Annotated in this window: 10 protein-coding genes; 2 read left to right on the top strand and 8 right to left on the bottom strand. The window is 58.4% G+C overall.

Features of this window, described 5'->3' with window-relative positions; translation table 11 throughout:
* Positions 1-231: 231 nt before the first annotated feature.
* Positions 232-1,629, bottom strand: a complete 1,398-nt coding sequence (locus BJ887_RS05950) for a NarK family nitrate/nitrite MFS transporter (protein WP_020882361.1) — start codon at positions 1,627-1,629, stop codon at positions 232-234.
* A gap of 309 nt (positions 1,630-1,938) precedes the next feature.
* On the opposite strand from BJ887_RS05950, the gene narX reads away from it, so the two are divergent.
* Both narX and narL read left to right on the top strand, forming a co-directional pair.
* A complete protein-coding gene (gene narX / locus BJ887_RS05940; RefSeq protein WP_025203922.1) occupies positions 1,939-3,735 on the top strand; it encodes a nitrate/nitrite two-component system sensor histidine kinase NarX in 1,797 nt (598 codons plus the stop codon).
* Positions 3,728-4,378: a two-component system response regulator NarL gene (gene narL, locus BJ887_RS05935; RefSeq protein ID WP_003856701.1), complete on the top strand. Its 651-nt coding sequence runs from the start codon at positions 3,728-3,730 to the stop codon at positions 4,376-4,378. The genes narX and narL overlap by 8 nt, the downstream gene beginning before the upstream one ends.
* Positions 4,379-4,381: 3 nt before the next feature.
* On the opposite strand, the gene BJ887_RS05930 is transcribed toward narL, so the two are convergent.
* The 7 genes from BJ887_RS05930 to nasR all read right to left on the bottom strand — a co-directional run bounded on the left by BJ887_RS05930 (position 4,382) and on the right by nasR (position 16,699).
* Positions 4,382-5,788, bottom strand: coding sequence for a YchO/YchP family invasin (locus tag BJ887_RS05930; protein WP_121339567.1), 1,407 nt, complete (start codon positions 5,786-5,788; stop codon positions 4,382-4,384).
* A 75-nt stretch (positions 5,789-5,863) separates the two neighbouring features.
* Positions 5,864-8,362, bottom strand: coding sequence for a nitrate reductase (locus tag BJ887_RS05925; protein WP_121339565.1), 2,499 nt, complete (start codon positions 8,360-8,362; stop codon positions 5,864-5,866).
* Positions 8,359-12,345 carry a nitrite reductase large subunit NirB gene (gene nirB, locus BJ887_RS05920; RefSeq protein WP_121339563.1) on the bottom strand — a complete coding sequence of 1,329 codons (3,987 nt, stop codon included), beginning with the start codon at positions 12,343-12,345 and terminating at the stop codon, positions 8,359-8,361. The genes BJ887_RS05925 and nirB overlap by 4 nt, the downstream gene beginning before the upstream one ends.
* 11 nt (positions 12,346-12,356) lie before the next feature.
* Positions 12,357-13,145 carry an ABC transporter ATP-binding protein gene (locus BJ887_RS05915; protein WP_014170481.1) on the bottom strand — a complete coding sequence of 263 codons (789 nt, stop codon included), beginning with the start codon at positions 13,143-13,145 and terminating at the stop codon, positions 12,357-12,359.
* 9 nt (positions 13,146-13,154) lie between these two features.
* Positions 13,155-14,036, bottom strand: a complete 882-nt coding sequence (gene ntrB / locus BJ887_RS05910; RefSeq protein ID WP_063858468.1) for a nitrate ABC transporter permease — start codon at positions 14,034-14,036, stop codon at positions 13,155-13,157.
* A gap of 2 nt (positions 14,037-14,038) precedes the next feature.
* On the bottom strand, positions 14,039-15,286 hold the full coding sequence (locus tag BJ887_RS05905; RefSeq protein ID WP_121339561.1) for a CmpA/NrtA family ABC transporter substrate-binding protein: 1,248 nt from the start codon (positions 15,284-15,286) through the stop codon (positions 14,039-14,041).
* Between the two features lie 228 nt (positions 15,287-15,514).
* Complete coding sequence (nasR, locus tag BJ887_RS05895; RefSeq protein WP_121339559.1) at positions 15,515-16,699, bottom strand: nitrate regulatory protein NasR; 1,185 nt, start codon at positions 16,697-16,699, stop codon at positions 15,515-15,517.
* Positions 16,700-16,757 lie beyond the last annotated feature (58 nt).

Here is a 16,757-nt window from a genome sequence, read left to right as displayed (position 1 = left end):
GGTAGATTTTTAATTTTTATAAGCCATTAATTTATAATGATATTTATAATTTATCGTACAAAAAGCAGGGCTAAATTTAACATCTCAGGTATTAAGGGGTAGAACGCCCTGTAAAGCGATGGCGATCACAGTGTTACCCGCAGGCATTGTCCTCAAACGCCATCAGTATGTTGTAACTACTATAATAATAAAAAAACGCGGCCCGAAGGCCGCGCAAACGGATAATCACACTTACTTATTTTTCTTGGTATTACGGCCATATACCAGCCACGTAATCACTACGCAGGCGATATAGAAAACGAGGAAGACTTTCATTGCCCCTGCCGGAGAGCCGGTCAGGTCCAGAGAGATACCGAACGCTTTCGGAATAAAGAAGCCGCCAATTGCGCCGATGGCAGAGATAAAGCCCAGTGCAGCAGCCGTATCCGTCGCGGCTTCACGCATGGCCTGCTCTTCGCTTCCGCCCTGCGCTTTAACGCGATCCATCGTCAGTTTACGGAAGATAACGGAAATCATCTGGAAGGTCGATGCGCTACCCAGACCGGCCGTCAGGAACAGCACCATAAACACGCCGAAGAAGGCGGTAAAGTTCCCCCCCTGGCCATTGGCTGGCAGCGTCAGGAACAGCAGCGCACAGAAAACAGCCATGATCACAAAGTTCACCAGCGTCACGCGTGTTCCGCCCAGACGGTCAGACACCATCCCGCCCAGTGAACGCGCCAGGGCACCGATGAACGGACCAAAGAAGGCAAACTGCAGGATCTGCACTTCCGGGAACTGTGTTTTGGACAGCATGGCAAAGCCTGCGGAGAAACCGATAAACGACCCGAAGGTTGCCAGATAAAGCAGCGCCATGACCCACAGGTGCCCGCGTTTCAGCACCGGCAACTGCTCGCTCAGCGAAGCCTTAGATGCCGACAGATCGTTCATAAAGAACCATGCCGCCAGGGTGAAGACCACCAGGAACGGAACCCAAATCCACGCCGCATTCTGCAGGTACAGGGAAGAACCATCCGCCTGCTCGACGCCACCGCCACCAAAGGCTGCAAAAATGGAGACAGAGATTGCCAGCGGTGCAATTAACTGCATCACGCTTACGCCCATGTTTCCCAGACCGCCGTTAATACCCAGCGCACCGCCCTGCTTCGCTTTCGGGAAGAAGAAGCTGATGTTCGCCATACTGGAGGCGAAGTTAGCGCCAGCAAAACCGCACAGCAGGGAGATAATCACGAACACGCTGAAAGGCGTGGAGGTATCCTGCACCGCAAAACCCAGCCACACGCAAGGTACGATCATGATGCCCGTACTAAACGCCGTCCAGCGACGACCGCCAAACACCGGCACCATAAACGCGTAAGGGACGCGCAGCAGCGCACCGGACAGCGACGGCAACGCGGTCAGCATAAACAGCTGATCGGTCGTAAAGGTAAAACCCACTTTTGGCAGATTGACTGCCACTGCACTAAACAACATCCATACGCAAAACGCTAACAGCAAACACGGAACGGAAATCCACAGATTCCGGCTCGCTATACGATGGCCGCGCTGTTGCCAGAACGCCGGATCCTCTGGACGCCATTCAGTAATAACGGCACCATTTTCCCTTTCGGGAGCGGATGAGTGACTCATAGACACCTCTGATTCTCGAATGATGCTGCAAACATTAGGGTTTTAGGGCGGCGGTAAGTTGATATAAATCAAAGGAAAAGTGGGAGGTTTTACAGCGCGAAAAAAGCCCTTATCCTTAGTGAGTAGGCTATTTCAGTAAAAAAGACGTGGTTTTTCACGGCACTGAAGCGTCTCCGATACTGCCTCCTCCTGCCGCTTACTCCGTTGGCAATTTAGGGGTAATCCTTTATTGGTATGGGTATACTCCTGGGTATGCACCAGAATAGCGCCATTCCTGCAAGCAGGCCACGTCAGGAGCCCGGCAACTCTATGTTAAAAAGATGTTTATCTCCGCTAACACTGGTTAACCAGTTGGCACTGATCGTTATGCTGTCCACCGCCCTCGGTGTGACCGGTATGGCGATTTCTGGCTGGCTGGTACAGGGCGTACAGGGTAATGCGCATGCCATCAACGAGGCAGGCTCTCTACGCATGCAGAGTTATCGCCTGCTGGCGTCGGTACCGCTGACGGAAGACGATCAGCCTCTGATCGACGAAATGGAGCGTACCGCGTTCAGCCCGGAGCTGGAACGTGCCGCCATCCGTGACGGGCAGGAATCACAGCTTAAATCCCTGCAAAACTACTGGCACACCCAGCTTCAGCCCGGTCTGAAACAGGCGCGCAATACGGAGACCGTGGCACGGGACGTCGCGGGCTTTGTGTCGCGCATTGACGCGCTGGTCTCCTCTTTCGATCAGACCACAGAATTGCGTATCGACCGGGTGCTGATGGTTCACCGTGCCATGGCGTTATTTATGGGGCTGCTGCTGATTTTCACCATCCTCTGGCTGCGCGCCCGGCTGTTGAATCCCTGGAAACAGCTGCTGGCGATGGCCCGCGCGGTAACCGCACGCGATTTTACTCAGCGCACGCATATCAGCGGGCGTAATGAAATGGCGATGCTGGGCCAGGCGCTCAATACCATGTCGGAAGAACTCTCCGAAAGCTACGCCGTGCTGGAAAAACGCGTGCAGGAGAAAACAGCAGGGCTGGAGCAGAAAAATGAAATCCTCTCCTTCCTGTGGCAGGCCAATCGTCGTCTGCATATGCAGGTGCCGTTATGTGAACGCCTCTCGCCGGTGCTGAATGGCCTGCAAAATCTGACCTTGCTGCATGACCTGGAGCTGCGGGTCTACGATGTGGAAGATGAAGATAATCATCAGGAATTTACCTGTCAGTCCGACATGTCCTGCGATGACAAAGGCTGTCATCTTTGCCCGCGAGGCTTGCCGCCCCTGACCTCCGGCGGTACGACGCTGAAGTGGCGACTGACGGACAGCCATACCCAGTACGGTATCCTGCTGGCCACGCTGCCCGCCGGGCGGCATCTGAGCCACGATCAGCAGCAGCTGGTCGATACGCTGGTCGAGCAGCTGACCGCTACGCTGGCGCTCGACCGCCATCAGGAAAAGCAACAGCAGCTGATCGTCATGGAAGAGCGTGCGACTATCGCGCGCGAACTGCATGACTCCATCGCCCAGTCGCTCTCCTGTATGAAAATGCAGGTCAGCTGTCTGCAGATGCAGGATGCGGAGATGCCGGAAAGCAACAAACAGCTGCTGAGCCAGATCCGCAACGAACTCAATACCTCATGGATTCAGCTTCGCGAGCTATTAACCACCTTCCGCCTGCAGCTGACCGAGCCTGGCCTGCGCCCCGCGCTGGAGTCCAGCTGCCATGAATTTAGCGCCCGACTGGGGTTCCCGGTGAAGCTTGATTATCAGCTGCCGCCGCGGTTTGTCCCCTCCCATCAGGCGATTCATTTACTGCAGATCGCCCGTGAAGCCCTGAGCAACGTGCTCAAACATGCTGACGCGACGGCGGTCACCGTTACCGTCAGCCAGCACGATAATCAGGTCAGGCTCACGGTTCATGACAACGGCTGCGGCGTGCCGGAAAATGCCGAAAGAACTAACCATTATGGTTTAATTATCATGCGAGACCGCGCCCAAAGCCTGCGCGGTGATTGCCAGGTTCGCCGGCGAGAGACAGGTGGCACGGAAGTCGTGGTCACCTTTATTCCCGAAAAACCGCTCACAACTGCTCAAGGAGAAACCCATGACTAATCAGGAACCGGCATCCATCCTGTTGATCGACGACCATCCGATGCTGCGTACTGGCGTTAAACAGCTGGTCAGCATGGCACCCGATATCACCGTCGTTGGCGAAGCCAGCAATGGCGAACAGGGCATTGAGCTTGCCGAATCGCTTGATCCCGATCTGATTCTGCTCGATCTCAACATGCCGGGCATGAACGGTCTGGAAACGCTCGACAAGCTGCGGGAAAAATCGCTCTCCGGACGCGTAGTGGTTTTTAGCGTCTCGAATCATGAAGAGGATGTGGTGACGGCGCTCAAGCGTGGCGCGGACGGCTACCTGCTGAAAGATATGGAGCCGGAAGATCTGCTCAAGGCCCTGCAACAGGCCGCCGCGGGTGAGATGGTACTGAGCGAAGCCTTAACGCCGGTGCTGGCCGCCAGCCTGCGGGCAAACCGCGCCACCTCGGATCGCGATGTCAGCCAGTTAACGCCACGTGAGCGCGATATTCTGAAGCTGATTGCCCAGGGCCTGCCGAATAAAATGATTGCGCGTCGCCTGGATATCACCGAAAGCACGGTCAAAGTGCATGTGAAACATATGCTGAAGAAAATGAAGTTAAAATCGCGGGTTGAAGCCGCGGTATGGGTACACCAGGAACGTATTTTTTAAGCATTACTCATCCGGCAGCAGCTTCCAGCGCGGATCGTCGGTGGGTAATGCCACAAGCGGTTGCGCCACAGCCAGCGTGATCTCATTGGACGAGACGCGCTTGCCATCATTATCTTCGACCACCACCGAAAGCCGCCAGCGGTTGCTCGCGCCTTCACTGTCATCCCAGGCAGGCATAATCACACTCCAGCCGTCTTCGCTGGTATTGTTGGCCGGCGATGTCAGACTCAGCGCTTGCGTATCTCCCTGCCAGTGCAACTGGCGAATCCCGTGCTTACTGCGGATCTGCAGCTTAAGCATCACGGTTTCGCCCCCTTTAAGATCCCACGGCGGTGTCGCCAGGTAGACGGACAACGTTTTGCTCTGGCGGAACTCCATCACCGGCAGGTTATCCCGCTCTGGCGAATCATAGCGACTGCCGCGCAGAGAACGGGTGACGGCGACTTCACTGGCAGAAAGTTGCTTCACCAGCGGCACGCCAAAGCGGTAGTTGAGCTTGAGGCCAAGATTATTCTGGCTCACCCCACTCTCCCCTTGCTTATGCCCGGCGGTGAGGGTTACCAGCGGAACGGGGGTATAATTCAGCCCCAGATTGACCGCCACCGGGTTGTGATAACCGGTACCGCTGTTGAACAGGTCAACGTTATCACCAAAATATTGCTCAAAGCTGACGCTGGTATTCAGGTGATGGAACCACGGCAGCCACGCTTTAGCGGTCACGTCGTACCCCCGGGCCATGCGCTGCTCCTGAATGTCAGAGCGATCGCGCCAGCCGGCAAAGGGCTGATAATAGTTCGCAGACAGACGCAGGTTCTCGCCCCATACTTCCGCACCTAACCCGGCACGCTGCAGGTTTTCATCCAGCAGGTTGTCGTAAAAGGTGTTGTAGCCGAGCAACCATTTTCCGGCAACCCAGCGCTGCCCAATGCCGGCATTGCTCACCAGACCGTCAGTCTGCTGCGTCAGGCCAAGCTGGCTCCAGCTCAGATAACGGTTGTTATCGTTCCACGGAATAAACCAGCTACCGCTGCTGCCGTTAAATTTGCCGTCGTCATCCACCAGCAAGTTCACGCTGGCGTTCCCCCACGGCGAAAGCCAGGATTCAATATGCTGGTTCACTTCGCCGCTCACCGCGTCACGCACCTTGCCAAAGGCAAACTGACGCGCCTGCTCGCCTGTCGTCAGGCCGTTATCGGTCATACTGGCTTCGCCAAACGCTTTCGCCATTTCTGCCAGATGTTTTTCGCCCTCGGTCGTGGGCGCCGCAATGCCGAGATCGGGCAGATTATCCCCGTTGTTATCAAAGGGGTTCTGTGCCTGTTGCACAAAGGAATTCGGCGCACCGTGAACGGCTCCGACCGGAACGAGGGGGAGTAAAGCAAGCAAACGAAGATGAGATGAAACAGCCATTAACGTCGTAAGAAATACCCGATGCTTACGTGAGAACACCGGGTACCTTACCGTTATTCCTCACGTTTTGCAGCCTTAAGAGGAATTTTCCGGAATATCCTGAAACATTGTTTTTAGTTCAGGCACACAGGAGCCGCAGTTCGTTCCGCAGCGCAGCCTGGCACCCAGCGCCGCGACGGAATCACACCCTCCCCCAATCGCCTCGCGTATGACGTTTTCCCCCACGCTGAAACAGCTGCAGATGATCCGGCCCGGATCGACACTGTCCCCGGTTCCCTGTCCATTCAACAACGCGTGGCGCTCAGCAAGCGTCACGGGAGGTGAACGAAACGCGGCTTCAATTACCGCGTGCGCCAGTGTCGGTAACGCAGTGCCTTCCCAGAACCCGAGCATCAGTTGTCCGTCATGCCAGGCCAGCACGCTGCTGCGCTCGCTGGTCTGCGCGACCTGCAGCTGCCAGCCCCGTTCACTGGCGTACTGCATAACCCACGCCAGCAACGGCTTATCCCCCGCCACCGTCAGACGTGAGACTTTACGCCACCAGCAGACAGAGGGGGGAAGCTCCGGCAGTTCACGGGCATAAAGCTCACCCTGCCAGCCCGGCTGCCAGGGCATAATCCTGACGGCCGTCTGTTTACTCTCGGGCTGACCGGACAGCGGGTCACAACGCCCCTCCACCAGCGCATTCACCTTCCCCTGGCGGGCAAACTGGGCATTCCAGTGCATTGGCACAAACAGCTCACCTTCTCGCTGCCCGTCAGTGATACGCACTCTTGCCAGCATCACCCCACGCGGAGAACTGATGCGCGCCAGCTGTCCGTCGCACAGTGAGAAGCGCATGGCATCTGCGGCGCCGATCTCAACACACGGCTCAGCACTATGCCGCATCAGTTTCGGGACGTACCCCGTCCGGGTCATGGTGTGCCACTGATCGCGGATACGCCCGGTATTGAGAATCAGCGGGTATAGCGCGTTTATTGCCGCACCGTGTGGCTGAGGCTCTATCGGCACAATTTCCCGGCGCGCAAAGGCTCCCGCTGGCCACTGATAAGGCTCAAGCCGGTCCCATTCCTCACGGGTAAGTGACGCCAGTTCATGAAGGTTAAACGCCCGCGCGCCGTCATTTTCAAAGGCCGAGAGCGCTGCATGCTCACAAAAAATTTGCTGCGGATGTTCCCAGGCGAAGGCTTCACCATAGCCCAGCGCCTGTGCCACCCGGGCGATGACCCACCAGTCCGGTTTGGTCTCGCCCGGTGCCGGCAGAAAGGCGCGCTGGCGCGAAATACGCCGCTCGGAATTGGTTACCGTACCGTCTTTCTCCCCCCACGCCTGCACCGGGAAGCGGATATGGGCATAGCGGCTGGTGTCGGTCTCCTGCATCACCTCGGAGAGAATCACCAGCGGGCAATGTTCCAGCGCCTGACACACTGCGTGGCTGTCCGGCAGCGAGACGGCAGGATTGGTGCCCATGATCCACACCGCTTTCACTTCGCCGCGGGCGATCGCATCAAACAACTCCACCGCCATCAGGCCCGGCGTCTGGGCCAGTCTTTCCGTCCCCCAGAAACGCGCCACCCGTGAAAGAGACTCCGGCTCGAAATTCATGTGAGCGGCAAGCTGGTTCGCCAGCCCACCCACCTCCCGCCCCCCCATCGCGTTAGGCTGTCCGGTCAGCGAAAACGGTCCGCAGCCCTGACGGGCGAATTTTCCGCTGGCCAGATGAACGTTGATGATGGCATTACACTTGTCGCTGCCGCTTGAGGACTGATTAATTCCCATGGTGTAGAGCGTGATGGCCCGGGGCGCAGTCACAAACCAGTCGTAGAAGGCCCCCACGTCCTCGGTTGAGAGGCCACAAAACTCAGCCACCCGGGCGATGGGCCACGCGTCGGTTCCCTGAATCAGATTGAGTAAACCGACAAACAGCCCGGCGTCACTGCCGGGCGTAAGCGCCAGATGCAGGTCAGCGATATCACAGGTGGCCGTTTTGCGTGGGTCGATAACCACAACTTTCATCGCAGGGTTGTTCTGGCGCGCCTGTACCAGCCGCTGATACAGCACCGGATGGGTCCATGCCGCATTCGACCCGACCAGCACCACCAGATCGCTGTTTTCCACATCCTCATAGCTGCACGGCACCACATCTTCACCAAACGCGCGCTTGTAGCCTGCCACCGCGGACGACATACAGAGCCGCGAGTTGGTATCAATGTTTGCCGCACCGATAAACCCTTTCATCAGCTTATTGGCGGCGTAATAGTCCTCGGTCAGCAGCTGGCCGGAGGCGTAAAACGCCACCGCCTGCGGTCCCCAGGTGTCGATGATGGTCTGCAGCCGTTCACCTGCCGCCGCCAGCGCCCGGGACCATTCCACCTCCTGCCCATCGACCACCGGGTGCAGCAGTCGCCCCTGCAGACCGGTCGTTTCGCCTAATGCCGAGCCTTTAACGCACAGGCGTCCAAAACTGGCGGGATGGCGTTCATCTCCGCGCACGGTAACCTTCTCACCCTCTACCGTTGCGATCACGCCGCAGCCCACCCCGCAGTAAGGGCACGTCGTTCGGGTTTCATTCATGACGCCTCCGCACGCAAGATCTGCGCGTCGTTCCCGACCCACACCTGACCGTTTTCTATTTTCACCGGCCAGGCGCGCACCGCAGGTTCCCCGTTATCGGCCTGACAGCCGTCGCGCAGACGGATACGCTGCTTATAGAGCGGAGAGATGACCACCGGCTCGCCGGCAGCATCGCCGAGAATGCCGCGTGAAAGCACGTTTGCTGTGCTGCCCGGCTCGAGGTCGTCGAGGGCATAGACAGATTGACCAAAGCGGAAAAGCGCAATCGGTTTTCGCCCCAGCCGGGCGCCGATCCCCGCCTGCTCAGGGATCTCATCGATAGCGCAGACCGCTTGCCAGCGTTTATTCTCCTCCACCGGCTGACGGTTCACTTCGGTACGGAACAACGCCAGACGGCTCGGATCGTTAAGCGTGGTCTGCCATTCACACTGGTAGGTTTCCACCACGCGGGCCATCTCCTGTTCTAGCTCGTGCGCAATGCCCAGGCTGTCGTTAAGAATCACCTCGCGCAGGTAGTCGATCCCCCCTTCCAGATTGTCCATCCACGTACTGGTACGCTGCAGGCGATCCGCCGTGCGGATGTAGAACATCAGGAAACGGTCGACGGTGCGGATCAGCGTCTCGTCATCCAGATCGCTGGCAAAGAGATCCGCATGGCGCGGTTTCATGCCGCCGTTACCGCAGAGATAAAGGTTCCAGCCTTTGTCGGTCGCAATGACGCCCACGTCCTTGCTCTGAGCCTCCGCACATTCACGGGTACAACCGGACACGGCCATTTTAATTTTGTGCGGCGCGCGTAAGCCTTTATAGCGGTGCTCAAGCGTGACCGCGAGACGCGTGGAATCTTGCACGCCATAGCGGCACCAGGTCGACCCGACGCAGGATTTCACCGTGCGCAGGGATTTACCGTACGCGTGACCGGTCTCAAATCCGGCCTCCACCAGCGCCTGCCAGATCGCCGGCAGCTGGTCGAGCGTGGCGCCAAAGAGGTCGATACGCTGTCCGCCCGTGATTTTGCTGTACAGCTGGTAGCGTTTGGCAATCTGGCCGATAGCTATCAAGCCGTCGGCCGACACTTCCCCTGCAGGCATCCGGGGCACGATGGAGTACGTCCCGTCTTTCTGAATATTGGCAAAATAACGGTCGTTGGTGTCCTGCAGCGGCAGATGTGCCGGTTTCAGCAGGTACTCATTCCAGCAGGAGGCGAGCACTGATCCCACCAGCGGTTTACAGATTTCGCAACCGTGCCCCTGCCCGTAACGGCTGATAAGCTGGTCAAAGGTACGAATATGATTGACGCGCACCAGGTGATAGATTTCCTGACGCGACCACGGGAAGTGTTCGCAGATGTCCTTTTTCACCTCCACGCCCTGCTCTGCAAGCTGGTACTCCATCACCTGTTTCACCAGCGCGCTGCATCCTCCGCAACCGGTCGCGGCTTTGGTGCACTGTTTTATGGCTCCAATATCCGCGGCACCGGCACTTACCGCCTGACAGATATCACCTTTGCTGACGTTATGGCAGGAGCAGATCTGCGCACTGTCAGGCAGTGCCGCCACGCCGAGGGCTTTTGGCGCGCTCCCGGCGAAGGAAGGTAAAATCAGCGTTTCAGGCTCTTTGGGCAACGCTATGCCGTTGAGCATCATCTGCACCAGGGTCGCATATTCGCTGGCATCCCCCACCAGTACGCCGCCCAACAGGGTTTTATTGTCCTCACTGACCACGATCTTTTTATAGATTTGCTGCGGACCATGCGTCCATTGATAGCTTAGCGCGCCGGGCGTTCTTCCATGGGCATCGCCAAACGAGGCCACATCTACCCCCAGCAGCTTCAGTTTGGTGCTCATGTCAGCCCCGGTAAAGGCGCTCGCCTCTCCCGCCAGCGTGGCCGATGCCACCCGCGCCATCTGATAACCCGGGGCGACCAGGCCAAAAATTTTACCCTCCCACAGCGCACATTCGCCGATAGCGAACACGTCTTTATCGGAAGTCTGGCACTGGTTATCAATGCAAATCCCGCCGCGCTCTCCGGTCACCAGGCCACTGCTGCGCCCCAGTGCATCCTGCGGGCGAATACCTGCAGAGAAGACCACGATGTCAGTTTCCAGCTGTTCGCCGTCCGCAAAGCGCATCACCAGCCCGCCGTTCGCAGAGACGATGTCGGTGGTGGCTTTGCTGGTGTGAACGCCCACGCCAAGCGCTTCGATCTTTTTGCGCAGCATGGCCGCGCCGTCGTTGTCGAGTTGTACCGCCATCAGGTGTGGCGCAAACTCCACGACGTGCGTTTCCAGGCCCAGCTGTTTCAGGGCATTCGCGGCTTCCAGTCCCAGCAGGCCACCGCCAATGACCACCCCGCGACGGGATTGCTTTGCCTGCGCGGCGATGTTATCCAGGTCGTCCAGCGTACGGTAAACAAAGCAGCCCGGCAGCGTGCTGCCCGGTACCGGAGGCACAAACGGGTACGAGCCGGTCGCCAGCACCAGTTTGTCCCAGTGGGTTTCATGCCCACTGGCGGTACGCACGACGTGTGCGTCGCGATCGATACTCACAATTTGCTGCGAGAGGCGAAGCTCAATGCCGTGTTCAGCAAAGAAATCACCGTCCACCAGCGAGAGCGATTCTGCGCTTCGTCCGCCAAAATACTCTGACAAATGCACACGATCGTAGGCGGCATAGCGCTCTTCGCCAAAAACGATAATCTGGTACTGCCGGTGCAAATTGCGCTTCACACAGTCTTCGAGAAAATGATGGCCGACCATACCGTGTCCAACCACCACCAGCGTAGGTTTTGTCATAGCGTTTTGTCCTGCAACCTGCGGTTGCGTAGTGAATCGATTGAACAGCCAGTCCGCGTGGGCGGGCGCAGCCGTTGCCAGTAAATCGGTGAATGTTGCCGCGTTGCGGCAATCCCCCATCAGCAGCACGCCAGCAAGCGCACCGCGATGCAGTAACAAACGGCGATAGTGACGGGTCAGCGGATCCCAGGCGCTCCAGACCACATCGTCCGGCAGAACCTCTGCTCGCCCGGCGCTGAACAGCTCCACACCGGGTACTTTGAGGCGCATGCCGCTGTCGGTCAGGGCAAATGGCGTGCTAGCCTCCCCAGCCAGCCGGGCGGCGAGGATATCTGCCTGCGCCAGGCAAGGTGCGACCAGGCCGAACGTCTGGCCGTCGATTTCACAGCACTCACCAATGGCGCTGATCGCCGGGACTGAGGTCTGCATCTGGTGGTTAACCACAATGCCGCGGACACAGTGAATGCCGCTGGCTTTTGCCAGTGCGACATTGGGCTGCACGCCGGTCGCCAGCACCACGCGAGAGGCGTTAATCTTGCGTCCGTTGTGTAACGTCACGGCATCCGCCGCAATGGCGGTCATTCCCGATGACAGTTCGCAGCGAACGCCGCGCTCCGCCAGCGCCTCTTCAAGCAAAACGCCTGCCTGGCGATCGAGCTGCTGTTCCATCAGCCAGGCACCACGATGCACCAGCGTGACGTTGTCACAAGACCGGGCCAGTGCCGCAGCGACCTCGACGCCGAGCACCCCACCGCCCAGCACTACAGCTGGCCCCGGGTTCTCCTGAATCGCGCGGATATCGGCCAGCGTACGAAAGGTGAAGACATGCGGAGCGTCACCGCCAGGAATGGGGGGTACAAAAGGCGTCGACCCGGTGGCAAAGACCAGTTCGTCCCAGGCCAGCGTGGTTGCTGTGGTATGGACCTCGCGTTTCTCAACATCCACGGAGAGGACCTTTTCGCCCCGTCGTACCGTCACACCCCGTGCGTGATACCAGGCGTCATCCTGCAGGCGGATCTGCTGCGCCTGTTTTTCCCCGCCCAGTACCGGCGAGAGCATGATGCGGTTGTAAGCGTATTCCGACTCCTCGCCAAACACGGTGATCGTGAAGCGACCGGGCGCACGCTCGGTCAGCGAGGCAATCAGCCGTGTTGCGGCCATCCCATTACCGATAACGATCAGTCGCATCATCGCCTCCGTTACGCCGCTTTAGGCTGTTTTTCATAGAGGAAATGGAGGATCTGCTGACGCATATGGTGATAGCGGCTATCGTCCGCCAGCTGAACCCGATTGCGCGGGCGAGGCAGGTCAACGTGCAGCACCTCGCCGACGGTGGCCGCCGGGCCGTTAGTCATCATCAGCACCCGGTCAGAAAGCAGCACGGCCTCGTCCACATCGTGGGTGATAAGCACGATGGTGGTGTTCAGCGCCTGCTGGATTTGCATCACCGAGTCCTGCAGATGCGCGCGCGTGAGCGCATCCAGCGCGCCAAACGGTTCATCCATCAGCAGGACCTTAGGCTTCATCGCCAGCGCACGGGCAATGCCAACGCGCTGTTTCATGCCGCCGGAGATTTCCGAAGGCCGTTTATGCAGGGCATGCCCCATCTGGACGCGATCGAGGTTGTGTTCAATCCACTCCTTGCGCTCCGCCTTGCTCATGGTGCGGCGAAAGACCTGATCCACCGCCAGCGCAACGTTGTCGAAGCAGGTGAGCCACGGCAGCAGAGAATGGTTCTGAAACACCACCGCACGCTCTGGTCCTGGCCCGGCGATTTCGCGGTTATCGCAAATCAGCCCACCTTCGGTCGGCAGGGTGATCCCGGCAATCAGGTTGAGCAACGTCGATTTGCCGCACCCGGAGTGGCCAATCAGGCTGACGGTTTCGCCTTCGTGAATATCAAAAGAGACGTTCTGCAGCGCCAGAAACTCGCCGCTGGCGGTAGAAAAACGCTGGCTCACGGCCTGGACCTGAATTAATGGTTTCATCTTCGCTCCTTATTTTTCCTGCCAGCTAAAGCGACGGGCGATCAGCATCAGCCCCTGCTCCAGCAGCAACCCGACCACGCCAATGATGACGATGGCGATGAGAATGTTTTCGACGTTGAGGTTGTTCCACTCATTCCAGATCCAGAAGCCGATCCCCAGCCCACCGGTGAGCATCTCGGCGGCGACAATGACCAGCCAGGCGATGCCAATAGAGAGGCGAACCCCGGTCAGCACCGCGGGCAGCACGGCCGGGAAGAGGATCCGCCGCATGATGGTCCACTCGGAGAGCTGCAGCACGCGGGCAACGTTGAGGTAATCCTGCGGAATACGACGTACCCCTTCGGCGGTGTTAATCACCATTGGCCATATTGAACAGATAAAAATGGTCCAGCTGGAGGCGGGCTCCGCTTTCTGGAACAGCAGCAGGCCGATAGGCAGCCAGGCTAAAGGACTGACCGGGCGTAACAGTGCAATCAACGGGCTGAACATGCGCGAGCAAAAGGTGAAGCGACCGATCAGGAAACCGAGCGGGATCCCCGCGAGCGCCGCCAGACCAAAGCCCACCGCCACGCGCTGCAGCGAAGCGAGCACGTTCCAGCCGATACCCATATCGTTTGGCCCGTCGCGGTAAAACGGGTCAGCGAAGAGCGTTAATGCGGAATCCAGCGTGCTGAGCGGCGTCGGGAACCCTTTGCTGTTGATCGCGGCCAGCTGCCAGAGCAACACCAGTAACCCGAGCCCCAGCAGCGCCGGGATCACGCGCTGCAGAAGGTCATTCATCCGTCGCGTGAACGTCGGTGCGCGGCGGCGAACCTGTACCGGAGGGAGGGTAATCACTTCCCCGCTCGCCGGCGTCTCGTATTTCGATTTCGTGCTGTGCAGATGCTGCATAATCAGGCCCCTTTACGGTGAATAGCGAAGCGGTTGGCGTATCCGTCCGGATCGGTACCGTTCCAGACGGTACCGTCCATCAGGGTGCTGCTGCGATACGGTGATGACGGGGTGGATATGCCTCCCACCGCCGTGGCGGCATCCTGCCAGACCGAGGTCTGGTTAATGCGCTGCGCGATGGCGGCATAATCCGGCGCCGATTTGAGCAAGCCCCAGCGGCGGAACTGGGTTAAAAACCACATCCCGTCGGAGAGGTACGGATAGCTGACGGCACCCTCGTTGAAGAAACGGATCGGATGCGCATCCTGCCAGCGCTGGCCAAGCCCGTTGTCGTACTCTCCCAGCATCCGTCCGGTGAGATACTGCTCTTTGGTGTTCAGCCACGCCCGGCGAGAGAGGATTTGGGCGGTCTCACGTTTGTTGTCTGGTGATGCATCGATCCAGCGTGCGGCTTCCAGTACCGCACTCACCAGCGCCCGCGCGGTGTTCGGGTTTTTCTCCACCCAGTCGCGACGTGTGCCAAGAATTTTTTCCGGATGATCGGCCCAGATCGACTGGGACGTTGCGGCGGTAAACCCGATGCGGTCGTTAATGGCGCGCGCATTCCACGGCTCACCAACGCAAAAGCCGACCATGTTGCCAATCCGCATGTTCATCACCATTTGCGGCGGCGGCACAACCACGGTTCGGACGTCATCGAACGGATTAATGCCCGCGCTGGCCAGCCAGTAGTACAGCCACATCGCATGCGTACCGGTCGGGAAAGTGTGTGCGAAGGTATAAGTACCCGGTGCCTGCTGCCCAATCAGCGTTTTCAGCCCGTCAAGATCGCGAACACCCTTCTCTGCCAGATCGCTGGAGAGCGTGATGGCCTGACCGTTCTGGTTCAGGGTCATCAGGTTTGCCATCTGCTGTGGCTTACCGGCAAGACCCAGCTCCAGCCCGTACAGCAGGCCGTAAAGAATGTGGGCGGCGTCCAGTTCGCCGGCCACCAGCTTATCGCGCACGGCTGCCCAGCTTGCCTCTTTGGTTGGCACCATGGTGATGCCATATTTTTTATCAAACCCCTTCAGCGCCGCGATAACCACCGGCGCGCAGTCGGTTAACGGTATAAACCCGATGCGCACCGTCTCCTGCTCCGGTTTATCCGAGCCTGCCGCCCACGCGGCCTGCATGACACCCGGTAACAACATGGCGCCGCTCGCCAGCATGCTGGCCTGTAAAAACCGCCGTCTCGACAAATCCGCCATGACCACTCCTGAAAAAAAGACAAAAAAAAGCGCCCACCCGTGCCGAAGCACCGCTGGACGCCTTTATCCCGAAGACAGATGCACCGCCGTTGGCGCACCGTCAAAAATGGTTAATCAGATAATGCAAAGGGAATGCCAGGTTTTACTGCCCTGTTTTTCGGGCGTTTACCGGGAAATCTCCACGACCGCGCACCTCAATCAGGCACTAAATGCCCACTCATTGTGCAGCTACTCCTTAGGGGTTACCTGCCACAAGCTCTTCGCGGTGAGCAGCGCGCGGGCGATATCTACCATGCGCTGATTTTTGTCCATCGCCATTTTACGCAGCGCCGTCCATGCCTGTTCCTCACTCATCTTTTGATGGGTCATCAGTACGCTTTTCGCTTTATCGATGGTTTTGCGCTCTTCGAGCGTATCGCGCAGTGACGCGAGCTGACGGGAAAGCTGTTCTATCTCGCGCGCCTGCTGGCGAACCAGGGTTAACAAGGGCTTATCCGGATAAGAGGCCAGCGGATCGTCCTGCTCCTCAGCCGGTAGCGTGTAGTCCTCCTGTCGATGGATACGCTCGTCCACCGCGATCATCAGATCGGCGATAACCATCTCCTCCAGGGTACGCAGATGCTCAAGGCGTGCCGTTTGCAGAGCAAACCAGGCCAGTGCGGTATGGCCATTGTCAGCGGCTGGCTGGCGGGTACAGGCCACGCGCCTCAGTTGCTCCGTCTCACGGTCAGGCTGGCAATTCTGGGAAAAGGTGGTTTGCACATCCGCCGTGCTGTGGGTCATGAAAATCTCGAAGCAGGCCTGCTGTCCGTCAATCCGGTCCACCAGCCGCTGACGGATGCCATCGTCAAAATAGCCCTGCGTGAAGCCAATGGCGCCCAGCGCCCGCTCTTGTCCCGCCAGCTCTTTACCCTGCATCAGGCTATAAAGCGCGACAAAACGGCCTGCGATTTGCGGATCGTCAATGCTGTCATTAAGCTGCGGTACGATACTGAGCAGATGACGCAGGATGCGACAATAGTGATCCATCGCCTGCGGGGCCGTAATGGTTTGCTGAATAACGCCATCACGAAGGGCTGACAGGTTATCCAGACTGAGCAGCGCGGCGGCTATACGTTCGCATACGCCGCTGCCCTGGAACGGGGAGTGATTATCCAGAACGTCATAAAGCGCAGTGAGGTTTTCATTCACCAGCGCCCGGCTCGCTTTGCATTCGGCAGCGTACAGCTTACCCTGTGAGCAGAGCCAGACGTTAGAGGCTCCACGCTCGCACTGCAGCATATGCACCAGCAGGCTGATCGCGTTAACCAGCACGCCAAGCTGTGCCAGCCTGCTCAGTTGCTCCCGGCGCATCGACCTTGCACGCTGGAGCCATTCGGTCGCACCTGGCGAAATGCCAGCCATTAATGTCATGCTTACTCTCCCGGACAGCGAAACCCTGGATAGCTAAGCAATATTCGTGCCTTTAAAA

It is taken from the genome of Enterobacter sp. WPR_3_1 (genome assembly GCF_003635055.1).
GTDB classification, from domain to species: domain Bacteria; phylum Pseudomonadota; class Gammaproteobacteria; order Enterobacterales; family Enterobacteriaceae; genus Enterobacter; species Enterobacter ludwigii.
This window is presented reverse-complemented; position numbering and strand designations above follow the sequence as displayed.